Here is a 13079-nt window from a genome sequence, read left to right as displayed (position 1 = left end):
CTGGCAGCCTGCAGCCCCTGACTCATACCGCTACCAGACGCACGCTGGCGCCTTCGCCGATGCCCAGGGCCTCGGCGGTTTCGGCGCTGAGGGTCACCGGCTTGCCGGGCACCCAGTCCAGCTCGGCGACCACGGCGCGGTAGTCCTGCAGCAGGCCGTTGGTGACCAGGTAGCTGCGGGTGGCCTTGGGCACCTCGCCGATGCGCACCGGCACCAGGCGGCTCTGGGCGATGGAGCGGATGCCCGAAGTGCGCGCATGCAGGGTCGGGCCGCCATCGAAGATGTCGATGTAGTTGTCGGTCTCGAAGCCTTCGCGCATCAGGATGTCGAAGGTGATCTGCGCCCGCGGGTGCACCTGGCCCATGGCTTCCTGGGCCTCGTCCGGCAGCAGCGGCACGTAGATCGGGTAATGCGGCATCAGCTCGGCGAGGAAGGTGCGGCTCTTCAGGCCCGAGAGCTTCTCGGCCTCGCTGTAGTTGAGGTCGAAGAAGTTGCGCCCCACGGCGTTCCAGAACGGCGATTCGCCCTGATCGTCGCTGTAGCCGACGATCTCGGTGACCACGGCGTCGGCGAAGCGCTCCGGGTGGCTGGCCATGAACAGCAGGCGGCCGCGGGAGTTGAGCTCGGCGATGGGCGTGTTCACCAGCTCGCGCTGCACGTAGAAGCTGGTCAGCAGGCTGTTGCCGGTGAGGTCGTGGCACAGCGAGAGGACGTGGATCTTGTTGTGGATCTTCAACTCGCGCGAGGCGTGCACGAAGGTCTCGTTGCGGAAGCTGTAGAAGGGCTCGGAGAAGCCGGCCGAGGCGACTATGGCCGAGCAGCCGACCAGTTGCCCGGTCTGCGTGTCCTCGAGGACGAAGAAGTAGCTTTCCTCGCCGTTGTAGCTGACTTCGGCGGCGAACGAGGCCTCCGAGGCCAGGATCTTTTCCTTCAGCCGTTCCGCGTCGTCCGGCAGCGACGTGACGCCGACCGGGCTGTCCGCGGCGAGACGCTGCACCTGCTGCAGGTCGGCCACTTGGGCGGGGCGCATCACCAGCATGGCGTCACTCCTCTAACCAGACAAAACCATATGAACTTCCCCGTCGCGTCGCGGGCACGGAACAGCCTGCGCCAACGCATTCGGGGCCTGCGAAAAACGGCCGGGCAAGCCGGCCGCGTCGAACCGGCGCCGGCGGGATGCCCGGCGCCGTACTGCGGATCAGCCGCGGGTGAGCTTGGCCACCGCGCGTTCCAGGCGATCCAGGCCTTCGTCGATGTCGGCGTCGTCGATCACCAGGCTGGGCGCGAAGCGCACCACGTCCGGGCCGGCCTGCAGGATCATCAGGCCTTCGCGCTCGGCGGCGTTGAACACGTCCTTGGCCTTGCCCTTCCAGGCATCGGCCAGCACCGCGCCGATCAGCAGGCCGAGGCCGCGGACCTGGGTGAAGATGCCGTATTCCTGGCCGAGCTTCTCCAGGCGCGCCTTGAAGCGCTCGTGCTTGGCGCGCACGCCTTCGAGCACCTCGGGCGTATTGATCACGTCGAAGGCCGCGCCGGACACCGCGCAGGCCAGCGGGTTGCCGCCGTAGGTGGTGCCGTGGGTGCCGACGACCAGGTGTTCGGCGATCTTCGCGGTGGTCAGCATGGCGCCGATGGGAAAGCCGCCGCCCAGGCTCTTGGCGCTGGAGAGGATGTCCGGGACCACGCCGTAGTGCTGGTAGGCGTAAAGGTAGCCGGTACGGCCGAAACCGCTCTGCACTTCGTCGAAGATCAGCAGCGCGCCGTTGTCGTCGCACAGCTTGCGCACGCCTTCCAGGTAGGCCTTGTCGGCCGGCAGCACGCCGCTCTCGCCCTGCACCGGCTCGATGATGACCGCGCAGGTCTTGTCCGAGATGGCGGCCTTGAGCGCGTCCAGGTCGTTGAACGGGATGTGGGTGATGCCTTCGACCTTCGGCCCGAAGCCGTCGGAGTACTTGGCCTGGCCGCCGACGTTGACGGTGAACAGGGTGCGGCCGTGGAAGCTGTTGACCATCGAGATGATCTCGTACTTCTGCGCGCCGTAGACGTCGTGGGCGTAGCGACGGGCCAGCTTGAGCGCGGCCTCGTTGGCCTCGGCGCCGGAGTTGGCGAAGAACACCCGCTCGGCGAAGGTGGCGTCGATCAGCTTCTGCGCCAGGCGCAGGGCCGGCTCGTTGGTGAACACGTTGGATACGTGCCAGATCCTGTTGGCCTGCTCGGCCAGCGCGCCCACCAGCGCCGGGTGGCAGTGGCCCAGGGAGTTCACGGCGATGCCGCCGGCGAAGTCCACCAGCTCGCGGCCGCTCTGGTCCCAGACTCGCGAACCCTGCCCACGCACCGGAATGAAAGCGGCCGGGGAGTAGTTGGGGACCATCAGCTGGTCGAAGTCGGAGCGTTGTACCTGAGCGTGCGGAGCGGACATCGGTGTTCTCCTGCCTGGTGAGGCGGCTATCGATGGAAGGATTGTAGGGACGAAAGACCGGTTGGCATTGCCGCCAAGCGACAACTTCTTATAGCGCCAACCCGTGGATTTCCGAGGCTTTCGGAAATGCGACAGAAAGCGTCGGTAAGGCGCAGTGTAAAGCCAGGGCGGGCCTGCGGGTACAAGGCGCGGGGGAATTTGTTCGATGGTCGGACGGGGGAAGGTTGGGTGGGGTTTTCGTGGGGGAGAGAGGACGCCTGGCCCTTCCTCTCCGGGGCGTTCGGCGGTGCCGGGAAATCCTGAGCCGGCATGGGCGCTTTGTTCGCGAGCAAGCTCGCTCCTACGAAAAGCCCACGCAGCACCGCGCTTGCTCTTGTAGGAGCGAGCTTGCTCGCGAAGGGGGTTCCCCGGTGGCTACGGTGCCTGGGCTCGGCTCCGCCCCTCTCCCCAACCCTCTCCCTGAAGGGAGAGGGGGCTTGTCCGTGCCGAGAGGAGGCATGGTTTCAGCCGGTAATTTCTGTGCTAGCCGGCTAACGCCGAAACATCAGCATCTGCCCAACGGCCCCCTCTCCCTTCAGGGCGGGGCGCGCAGCCAAGGGCTAGGGAGAGGGAACGCGGCCACGCCCAACATCAGCGTAACCGGGAGCCTCCCCCACTCAGCTCACCCCCGCTCCCCCGGCCCCAGCGCACCATCGGCAGCCCCCTGCCCACGACGCTGGTTCCGGTCCTCACGAGGGGTAACGCCAAAGAAATTACGGTAAGCACTGGAGAAGTGCGGCCCACTGGAAAACCCGCAGGACAGCCCGATCTGGATGATCGACTTGCTGGTCTGCATGAGCATCTGCCGCGCGCGGTTCAGGCGCAGTTCCAGGTAGTACTGGCTGGGCACGCGGGTCAGGTACTGCTTGAAGATGCGCTCCAGTTGGCGGCGCGACACGCAGACGTGCTGGGCGATCTCGTCGGTGGTCAGCGGCTCTTCGATGTTCGCTTCCATCAGCAGCACCGCCTGGGTGAGCTTCGGGTGGCTGGAACCGAGGCGGTTCTTCAGCGGGATGCGCTGGCGCTCGCTGCCCTCGCGGATGCGCTCGACCACCAGTTCCTCGGACACCGCGCCGGCCAGTTCCGCGCCGTGGTCGCGGGACAGCACCGCCAGCAGCAGGTCGAGCACGGCCATGCCGCCGCAGGCGCTGAGGCGGTCGCGGTCCCACTCGAACAGGTGGTTGGTGGCGATGACCTTGGGGTAGCGCTCGGTGAAGTCGTCGTGCCAGCGCCAGTGCACCGCGGCGCGGTAGCCATCGAGCAGGCCGAGCTGGGCCAGCGGGTAGATGCCGGCGGACAGCGCGCCGACGCTGGCGCCGCCGCGGGCCAGTTGCTTGAGCGCGGCGGCCAGCGGCGCGGAAACCTGCTGCGGCGCCTCGTCGGCCACCAGGAAGACGCGCTGGCACTGCTCCAGTACGCCCTGCCAGGCCTGCCCCGGCAGGCGCCAGCCCTCGCCCTCGGCGGGTTGCTCGGCGTTCATGAACACCGGGTCGTAGAGCGCTTCGGGGTGCAGGCGCCGGGCGACCCGCAGGGCCTCCTCGGCGAGCGCCAGGGTCAGCGCGCGGGTCTGGGGCCAGAGCAGGAAACCGATGCGTTGGGCAGTCATGCGGAGGCTTCTGTCGACGTCGTCGGGGGACAGCTTACTTCAAGCTGCCGGAAAGGAACTGCTTGAGGCGGTCCGATTGAGGATTTGCCAGGACTTCCTTCGGGCAACCGCGCTCTTCCACCAGGCCCTTGTGCAGGAACACCAGTTGGTTGGAGACCTCGCGGGCGAAGCCCATCTCGTGGGTCACCACCACCATGGTGCGGCCTTCCTGGGCCAGGTCCTGCATGACCTTGAGCACCTCGCCGACCAGCTCCGGGTCCAGCGCCGAGGTCGGCTCGTCGAACAGCATCACCTCCGGCTCCATGGCCAGGGCGCGGGCGATGGCCACGCGCTGCTGCTCGCCGCCGCTCATGTGCGCCGGGTAGGCATCCTTGCGGTGCGCCACGCCGACCTTGGCCAGGTAGTGCTCGGCCTTCTCCAGGGCTTCCTTCTTCGACACGCCGAGCACGTGCACGGGCGCCTCGATGACGTTGTCCAGGGCGCTCATGTGCGACCACAGGTTGAAGTGCTGGAACACCATCGACAGGCGCGAGCGCATGCGCTGCAGCTGGCGGGTGTCGGCGGCCTTGAGCGCGCCGTCCTTGTTCGGCAGCAGCTTCAGCTCCTCGCCGTTGAGCAGGATCTTGCCGGCGTGGGGCTGCTCCAGCAGGTTGATGCAGCGCAGGAAGGTGCTCTTGCCCGAGCCGGAGGAGCCGATGATGCTGATCACGTCGCCCGCTTTCGCCGCCAGGGAAACGCCCTTGAGCACTTCGTGGGTGCCGTAGCGCTTGTGCAGGTCTTGGATTTCCAGTTTGTACATGTCGGTTACTCGAATTCAGTCGTTGATCAGCCGGCCCGTACGGAACGGCTCGCGCCCGGCCACCTTGGCCATCCAGTGTCCCGCCAGCGCGTAGCGCCCCCGCTCCAGGGCGAAGAGCACGCCGGCGGTCCCGGCGTACACGGTGCTGACCTTGTCGTTCAGCGGGTCCACCACCTCGAACAGCACCTCGCCCTTCTCCACCCACTCGCCGGCGCGGCGCAGGAAGCTGACCACCCCGGCGTGGGGCGCGGCGAGGTATTCGGTGCCCTCGAAGGGCATGCCTTCGCAGCATTCGGCCGGCGCTTGCGGCCATTCGCCGGCGATCAGCCCCTGTTCGGCGAGGAAGGCCAGGATCGCCTCGGCGTTGTCGCGCGCCTGCTCGACGCGGGTATCGCCCATGCTGCCCAGCTCGACCGTGGTGGCCATGCATGCCGCAGGCACGGCGGCCTGTGGATAAGCGCGGGCCAGGCGCAGCCAGGGCAGCGAGCAGGATTCGTCGAAGGAGTTGCCGCCGGAGTCCTCGGCCAGCAGCGCCACGCCCGCCTTCAGCCGCGCGGCCAGGGAACGCCACTGCGGCCAGTGCTGGGGAATGGCGTAGAGGTGGATGCAGGCCTCGAAGTCGCAGTGCAGGTCGAGCACCACGTCGGCGTCGCAGGCGTGGCGCAGCAGCAGGCGCTGCATGGCTTGCAGCTCGGAGGTGGCCGGCGCCAGCGCGTCGAGGACTTCGCGCATGTGCTGGCGGATCAGTTGCACGTTGGCCTCGGCATCGGCGCCCAACTGGCCGGCGACGCGCGGCTCGACCAGGGATGCCAGGTCGACGAAGCCGCGGTTGAAGTTCTGCCCGCTGTTCGCCTCGAAACGCCCGAGGTGGCTGGCCTGCAGCCATTGGCCAAGGCCGATGGGGTTGGCCACCGGCACCAGCTCGACCGTGCCCAGCAGGCGGCCTTCGGCCTCCAGCGCGGCCAGGCGCAGCTTCAGCTCCCAGGCGGTGCGCATGCCCGGCAGCTCGTCGGCGTGCAGGCTGGCCTGGATGTAGGCCTTGCGCGGGCCGGCGCCGTAGCGGAACACGCTCAGGCGGCGTTCGCTGCCGAGGCTGGCGCAGGGCAACAGGTGATCGATGCGTTGCATGTTCCCCTCCTCCGGCTCAGTGCTTGCGCGGCGCCAGGTAGGCCAGCCAGCGGCGTTCGGCGGCCTTGAACAGGCGCACCAGGATCAGCGTCAGGATCAGGTAGAAGACCCCGGCGGTGATGAAGGCCTCGAACGGCAGGTAGTACTGCGAGTTCACGGTGCGCGCGGCGCCGGTGATGTCCACCAGGGTGACGATGGAGGCCAGGCTGGTGGTCTGCAGCATCATGATCACCTCGTTGCTGTACTGCGGCAGCGCGCGGCGCAGCGCCGAGGGCAGGAGGATGCGGCGGTACATCTTCAGGCGCGACATGCCCATGGCCTTGGCCGCCTCGATCTCGCCATGGGGCGTGGCCTTGAGGCTGCCGGCGAGGATTTCCGCGGTGTAGGCGCTGGTGTTGATGGCGAAGGCCAGGCAGGCGCAGAAGCTGGCGTTGGACAGCCAGGGCCAGAACACGCTGTTGCGCACCGCCTCGAACTGGGCCAGGCCGTAGTAGATCAGGAACAGCTGCACCAGCATGGGCGTGCCGCGGATCACGTAGGTGTACAGCCAGGCCGGCAGGTTCACCGCCGGGCGCTTGGACACGCGCATCAGCGCCAGCGGCACGGCCAGCAGCAGGCCCACGGCCAGGGAGATCAGCAGCAGCTTGAGGGTCACCAGCAGGCCGCCGAAGTACAGCGGCAGGTTTTCCCAGATGACGGTGTAGTCGAAGATCATCGCGTGGCTCCCCTTACAAATCCGCGACCTTGACGCCCACCGAGTAGCGGCGCTCGAGCAAGCGCAGCAACAGCAGCGAGACGCTGGTCACCACCAGGTAGAGGGCGGCGACGAACAGGTACCAGGTGAACGGCTCGCGGGTGGCGTCCGCGGCCTGCTTGGCCTTGAACATCATGTCCTGCAGGCTGACCACCGAGATCAGCGCGGTGGCCTTGACCAGCACCAGCCAGTTGTTGGTGAAGCCGGGGATGGCCAGGCGGATCATCTGCGGCACCTGCACGCGGAAGAACACCTGCAGGTGGCTCATGCCGTAGGCGAAGCCGGCCTCGGCCTGGCCCTTGGGGATGGCCATGAAGGCGCCGCGGAAGGTTTCCGAGAGGTAGGCGCCGAAGATGAAGCCGAGGGTGCCGACGCCGACGACGAAGGGGTTGAGGTCGATGTAGTCGTCGTGGCCCAGCAGCGGCGCGACGCGGTTCACCAGGTCCTGGCCGCCGTAGAAGATCAGCAGGATCAGCACCAGGTCGGGTACGCCGCGGATCACCGTGGAGTAGGCGTCGCCGCACCAGGCCAGCCACCTGACCGGCGACAGGCGGAAGGCCGCGCCGACCAGGCCGAGCACCGCCGCCAGGGCCATCGACAACAGGGCGAGCTGGAGGGTCAGCCAGGCACCATCGACGATGGTGGCCGCGTAACCGTTGAACATGGTCAGCACCTCATGCAACCGCTCGCCGCAGCGGCGAACGCAGAACGACGGGCCACGGAGCCCGGGAAAACCGGCCGCGGTCGCCCAGCGTCCGCCGCCCAATAAAAAAGTGGCACAAACTTCAGGTCTCGGCCCGGGTTTGCGCCACTTTCCGGTCAGGGGTCAGTTCGAGCCGTAGACGTCGAACTTGAAGTACTTGTCCTGGACCTGCTTGTACTTGCCGTTGGCGCGCAGCGCGGCGATGGCCGCGTTGAACTTGCCGGCCAGGGCGCTATCGCCCTTGCGCACGGCGATGCCCACGCCTTCGCCGAAGTACTTCTCGTCGGTCAGTTGCGGGCCGACGAAGGCGAAGCCCTTGCCGGCGTCGGTCTTGAGGAAGCCGTCGTCGAGGTTGACCGAGTCGGCGACCACCGCGTTCACGCGGCCGGCCACCAGGTCCATGTTGGCTTCCTGCTGGGAGTTGTAGCGCACCACTTCCACGCCGGCCGGGGTCAGCTCGCCGGAAGCGTAGCGGTCCGCGGTGCTGCCGCGCAGCACGCCGACCTTCTTGCCCTTGAGGTCGGTCAGCGGGTCGTTCAGCGCCGAGCCTTCCTTCATCACGTAGCGGGCCGGGGTGTTGTAGTACTTGTTGGTGAAGTCCACAGACTTCTTGCGCTCGTCGGTGATGGTCATCGACGAGAGGATGGCGTCGATCTTGCGCACTTTCAGCGCCGGGATCAGGCCGTCGAATTCCTGCTCGACCCAGGTGCACTTGACCTTCATCTCTTCGCACAGGGCGTTGCCGATGTCGACGTCGAAGCCGGCCAGCTGGCCATCGGGGGTCTTGAAGGAGAACGGCGGGTAGGCCGCTTCGATGCCGATACGCACGGGCTTGTCGTCGGCGTGGGCCATAGCGGTGATAGCGGAGAGCGCCAGCGCGCCGAGAAGTGCGAACTTCTTCATCAGTAACTCCTTCGAGGGTAGGACTTCGATTGGCAGGAGAAAGGGGTTGGCCCAGGCTGCCCGTGCAGAAGTGAAGGTTCTTGTCGTCTGCGCGCATTGCCGTGGCGGGTTTCTCGTGGAAAACCACGCCATCCAGGGTGAGCGGCATTCTAGCGACAGCCCCTGGGCGGTTATTTCTTCAATGCGACAACTAATTATAGAAGCACCGGAGAGCGGGCTCCGACGTCTTGACGGGGCGGATTTTAGGTGATCAAGGAGGGAAGAGTAAAACCAATTTTCATTGCAGGTATCGGGCCAACGGATGTACGCCTCAATGAATACGGGGCCTCCAGCCTGGGGGCGGTTTTCTGGAGTTCAGAAAAGGCGCACAGCAAGCGTGCGAAATGTTTCCAGGCGCCTCATTTTGTCGCAGCGGGGCGGGGCGGTGTTACCGCATGCCATTCGGCGTCGGGCATCAACCTGTAGGAGCGGACCCTGCCCGCGATTCGCGCGCAGGGCGCGCTCCTACATGGGAATGGCGTGGGTGGGGTGGCGTAGGAGCGAGCTTGCTCGCGAACACACTCCGCTGCGGGGCCCATTCGCGAGCAAGAACTAGGCGTCCCCCTCGATCCTACGAAGAGCATCCTGGCGCGGTCTGTCCTACAGTGGAAGAAAGAAAAACGCCCCGGCAAGCCGGGGCGTTTTTCGTTGCGGAGGCGGATCAGGCGGCTTTCATCGCCCGGTGGGTGTCCACCAGGTGCTGCACCACGCCCGGGTCGGCCAGGGTGGAGATGTCGCCCAGGGCGTCGTACTCGGCGGTGGCGATCTTGCGCAGGATGCGGCGCATGATCTTGCCCGAGCGGGTCTTCGGCAGGCCCGGGGCCCACTGGATGACGTCCGGGGTGGCGATCGGGCCGATCTCCTTGCGCACCCAGGCCTTGAGTTCCTGGCGCAGTTGCTCGTTGGCTTCCTCGCCGGCGTTCAGGGTGACGTAGACGTAGATGCCCTGCCCCTTGATGTCGTGCGGCACGCCGACCACCGCGGCCTCGGCCACTTTCGGGTGGGCGACCATGGCGCTCTCGATCTCGGCGGTGCCCATGCGGTGGCCGGAGACGTTGAGCACGTCGTCGACGCGGCCGGTGATCCAGTAGTAGCCGTCCTCGTCGCGGCGGGCGCCGTCGCCGGTGAAGTACATGCCCTTGAAGGTCTTGAAGTAGGTGTCGACGTAACGGTCGTGGTCGCCGTACAGGGTGCGCGCCTGGCCCGGCCAGGAGTCGAGGATCACCAGGTTGCCCTCGGCCGCGCCCTCGATGATGTTGCCCAGGTTGTCCACCAGGGCCGGCACCACGCCGAAGAACGGCTTGGCGGCGGAGCCCGGCTTCAGCGCGTGGGCGCCCGGCAGCGGGGTCATCAGGCAGGCGCCGGTCTCGGTCTGCCACCAGGTATCGACGATCGGGCAGCGCGACTGGCCGACGGTCTCGTAGTACCACTGCCAGGCTTCCGGGTTGATCGGTTCGCCCACCGAGCCCAGCAGGCGCAGGCTGGAGCCGTCGGCGCCTTCGACCGCGGCCTTGCCCTCGGCCATCATGGCGCGGATGGCGGTGGGCGCGGTGTAGAGGATGTTGACCTTGTGCTTGTCGACGATCTTGGCGACGCGGCTGATGTCCGGGTAGTTCGGCACGCCTTCGAACAGCACGGTGGTCGCGCCGTTGGCCAGCGGACCGTAGACCACGTAGCTGTGGCCGGTGACCCAGCCGATGTCGGCGGTGCACCAGAAGACCTCGCCGGGACGGTAGTCGAACACCCGCTCATGGGTCAGCGAGGCGTACACCAGGTAGCCGCCGGTGGTGTGCAGCACGCCCTTGGGCTTGCCGGTGGAGCCGGAGGTGTAGAGGATGAACAGCGGGTCCTCGGCGCCCATTTCCTTCGGCGCGCAGGTGGTGCCGGCGACCTTCATCAGGTCTTCGTACCAGACGTCGCGGTGCGCGTTCCACTTGATGTCCGAACCGGTGCGCTTGCAGACGATGATCTTCTGCACGCTGTTGGTTTCCGGGTTGGTCAGGGCGTCGTCGACGTTGGACTTGAGCGGGGTCTTCTTGCCGCCGCGCACGCCTTCGTCGGCGGTGATCACGATCTTCGAGCGGCAGTCGATGATGCGCCCGGCCAGGGCTTCGGGGGAGAAGCCGCCGAACACCACGGAGTGAATGGCGCCGATGCGGGTGCAGGCGAGCATGGCCACCACGGCTTCCGGGATCATCGGCATGTAGATGGTCACCACGTCGCCGCGGTGCACGTCCTGGCCGCGCAAGGCGTTGGCGAACTTGCAGACCTGCTCGTGCAGCTGGCGGTAGGTGATTTCCTGGTGCTCGGACGGGTCGTCGCCTTCCCAGATGATCGCCAACTGGTCGCCGCGCTCGGCGAGGTGGCGGTCCAGGCAATTGTAGGAAACGTTGAGCGTGCCGTCGGCGAACCACTTGATGTCCACGTGATGGTCGTCGAAGGAGGTCTGCTTGACCTTGGTGAAGGGCTTGATCCACTCCACCCGCTGGGCCTGCTCGCGCCAGAAGCCGTCGGGGTTGACCACCGACTGCTGGTACAGCTTCTTGTAGCTGGCTTCGTCGGTCAGGGTATTGGCGGCCACTTCGGGACGCACGGGATACACGGATGCCGCACTCATGACGCATTACCTCGGTTCGGAGTGTTGTTCTTGTTGGGACCAAGTTGTAACGGCCGGGGTGCGCAGGGACCATACGACCATGGTCTTACCAATCCTTAGTCGTAGTGATAGGCCCCATCAGCCCGGCTGACGGGGCCTGCGGCAATGCGTCACAGTCCCAATAGACGAGGCAGTCCGAGGGAGATCAGGGGTACGTAGGTGATCAGCAGCAGGAACACCAGCAGCACGCTCAGCCACGGCAGGGCCGCGCGCACCGTGGCACCCAGCGGCATGCCGGTGACCGCCGAGGTGACGAACAGGTTGAGCCCCACCGGCGGGGTGACCAGGCCGATCTCCATGTTCACCACCATGATGATGCCCAGGTGGATGGGGTCGATGCCCAGCTCCATGGCGATGGGGAAGAGGATCGGCGCCAGGATCAGGATCACCGCCGACGGCTCCATGAAGGCCCCGGCGACCAGCAGCAGGACGTTCACCAGCAGCAGGAACTGCCAGGGGCGCAGGCCCAGGTCGACCATCCAGGCGGTGACCTGCTGGGGAATCTGCTCGGTGGTCAGCACATGGGCGAAGAGCATGGCATTGGCGATGATGAACATCAGCATCACCGACAGCTTGCCCGACTCCAGCAGTACCCGCGGCACCTCGCGCCAGGCCAGGTCCTTGTGCACACACAGGGCCACCCAGGCGGAGTAGACCGCGGCCACGGCAGCCGCCTCGGTGGGGGTGAACAGGCCGCCGTAGATGCCACCGAGGATGATCACCAGCAACAGCAGCCCCCACACCGCCTCGCGCACGGAGCCCAGCAACTGCGCCAGGCTGGCCCTCGGCAGCGCCGGCAGGCGGCGCACCCGCGCCACCACGTAGATCGCCAGCATCAGCACCAGGCCCAGCAACACGCCGGGGATCACCCCGGCCATGAACAGCGTGCCCACCGACTGCTCGGTGGCCGCGGCGTAGACCACCATGACGATCGACGGCGGGATGAGGATGCCCAGGGTGCCGGCGTTGCACAGGATGCCGGCGCCGAAGGCTTGCGGGTAGCCGGCGCGGACCATGCCGGCGATGGCGATGGAGCCCACCGCGGCGACCGTGGCCGGGCTCGAGCCGGACAGCGAGGCGAACAACATGCAGGCCAGCACCGCACCTATGGCCAGGCCGCCGCGGATGTGCCCGACGCAGGCATTGGCCAGGGCGATCAGCCGCCGCGCCACGCCGCCGGTGGTCATGAAGGCGCCGGAGAGCAGGAAGAACGGGATGGCCAGCAGGGTGTAGTGCTCGCTGGTCTCGAACAGCTTGATGGCCAGCGAGCGCACCGAATCCTGGCTGAACAGCATGAGGGTGAGCGAGCCGGCCAGGCCCAGGGAGATGGCGATGGGCACGCCGATGAACATCAGCGCGAACAGCAGGATGAACAGAACCAGCACCGTCATGGGCGCACCTCCTCGGCGTCCTGCAGCTTCAGCGCCTCGGCGGCCTCATCGGCCAGGCCGAGCCCGGTCTGCCGTCCGCGCAGGATGCGCACCAGCACCTGGAGGAAGCGGACGAACACCAGGGCGAAGCCCAGGGGCACGACCAGCGCTATGTGCCACTGGCGCACGCCGAAGTGGGCCAGGTCCTCGGCGCCGATGCCGGCGCCGCGCAAGGTGTTCACCCAGTCGAAGCTGCCCACCGCGAGCAGGCCGGCGTAGGCCAGGCAGCACAGGCAGGCGAGCAGGCCGAGCCAGCGCTGCACGGGGCGCGACGCCAGGCGCACCAGTACATCGACGCCGATGTGCCCGGCCGTGCGCACGCCATAGGCCAGGCCGAGGAAGATCAGGGCGGCGAACAGCGCCTTGGTCAGCGCGTTGCTCCAGCTCATGTCCTGGGCCAGGCCGAGGATGGCGTCGCCCACGGCGTAGCTCGGGCCGCTGAGCGCCGGCCAGGCGTCGCCCAGGTCGTAGAACAGGGTGAAGACGTTGGTCACCACTACGTAGAAGAAGGTCACCAGGGCCATGGCCGCCAGCAGCAGGGCGATGAGGCCCTCCTCCAGGCGCTCGCAGGCACGCTTGAGTCGTTGCATGACTTCGCTCCGG

General features: G+C 67.0%; 11 protein-coding genes. All 11 read right to left on the bottom strand.

Going from position 1 to position 13079, the window contains the following annotated elements:
• Window positions 1–22 precede the first annotated feature (22 nt).
• The gene (gene aruF, locus ACTWJ5_RS07780; protein WP_253391381.1) at window positions 23–1039 is read right to left on the bottom strand and encodes an arginine/ornithine succinyltransferase subunit alpha; all 1017 of its coding nucleotides are present in this window, start codon (window positions 1037–1039) and stop codon (window positions 23–25) included.
• A gap of 159 nt (window positions 1040–1198) precedes the next feature.
• Window positions 1199–2419, bottom strand: a complete 1221-nt coding sequence (locus ACTWJ5_RS07775; protein WP_116422389.1) for an aspartate aminotransferase family protein — start codon at window positions 2417–2419, stop codon at window positions 1199–1201.
• Between the two features lie 661 nt (window positions 2420–3080).
• Window positions 3081–4064 carry a transcriptional regulator ArgR gene (argR, locus tag ACTWJ5_RS07770; RefSeq protein WP_058488795.1) on the bottom strand — a complete coding sequence of 328 codons (984 nt, stop codon included), beginning with the start codon at window positions 4062–4064 and terminating at the stop codon, window positions 3081–3083.
• A 34-nt stretch (window positions 4065–4098) separates the two neighbouring features.
• Entirely contained in the window at window positions 4099–4863 is a 765-nt protein-coding gene (gene aotP, locus ACTWJ5_RS07765) for an arginine/ornithine transport ATP-binding protein AotP (RefSeq protein WP_444438057.1), read from the bottom strand.
• A gap of 15 nt (window positions 4864–4878) precedes the next feature.
• A complete protein-coding gene (locus ACTWJ5_RS07760; protein WP_253408723.1) occupies window positions 4879–5991 on the bottom strand; it encodes a succinylglutamate desuccinylase/aspartoacylase family protein in 1113 nt (370 codons plus the stop codon).
• Between the two features lie 16 nt (window positions 5992–6007).
• Window positions 6008–6706, bottom strand: coding sequence for an ABC transporter permease (locus ACTWJ5_RS07755; RefSeq protein ID WP_043267718.1), 699 nt, complete (start codon window positions 6704–6706; stop codon window positions 6008–6010).
• Between the two features lie 13 nt (window positions 6707–6719).
• Window positions 6720–7409, bottom strand: coding sequence for an ABC transporter permease (locus ACTWJ5_RS07750; protein ID WP_009620741.1), 690 nt, complete (start codon window positions 7407–7409; stop codon window positions 6720–6722).
• Window positions 7410–7571: 162 nt separating this feature from the next.
• Window positions 7572–8351 (bottom strand): ABC transporter substrate-binding protein, encoded by a 780-nt coding sequence (locus ACTWJ5_RS07745; RefSeq protein WP_009620740.1) that lies wholly within the window; start codon window positions 8349–8351, stop codon window positions 7572–7574.
• A 700-nt stretch (window positions 8352–9051) separates the two neighbouring features.
• Window positions 9052–11007 carry an acetate--CoA ligase gene (gene acs, locus ACTWJ5_RS07740; RefSeq protein ID WP_249919053.1) on the bottom strand — a complete coding sequence of 652 codons (1956 nt, stop codon included), beginning with the start codon at window positions 11005–11007 and terminating at the stop codon, window positions 9052–9054.
• A 149-nt stretch (window positions 11008–11156) separates the two neighbouring features.
• Window positions 11157–12437 carry a C4-dicarboxylate TRAP transporter large permease protein DctM gene (gene dctM, locus ACTWJ5_RS07735; RefSeq protein ID WP_249919052.1) on the bottom strand — a complete coding sequence of 427 codons (1281 nt, stop codon included), beginning with the start codon at window positions 12435–12437 and terminating at the stop codon, window positions 11157–11159.
• Entirely contained in the window at window positions 12434–13066 is a 633-nt protein-coding gene (locus tag ACTWJ5_RS07730) for a TRAP transporter small permease (protein ID WP_074976420.1), read from the bottom strand. The genes dctM and ACTWJ5_RS07730 overlap by 4 nt, the downstream gene beginning before the upstream one ends.
• Between the last annotated feature and the right edge of the window lie 13 nt (window positions 13067–13079).

This window comes from Pseudomonas sp. A6, assembly GCF_052367875.1.
GTDB classification, from domain to species: Bacteria; Pseudomonadota; Gammaproteobacteria; order Pseudomonadales; family Pseudomonadaceae; genus Pseudomonas; species Pseudomonas citronellolis.
Note: the sequence above shows the minus strand (reverse complement) of the source record. Positions and strands in the feature narration are given on the sequence as shown.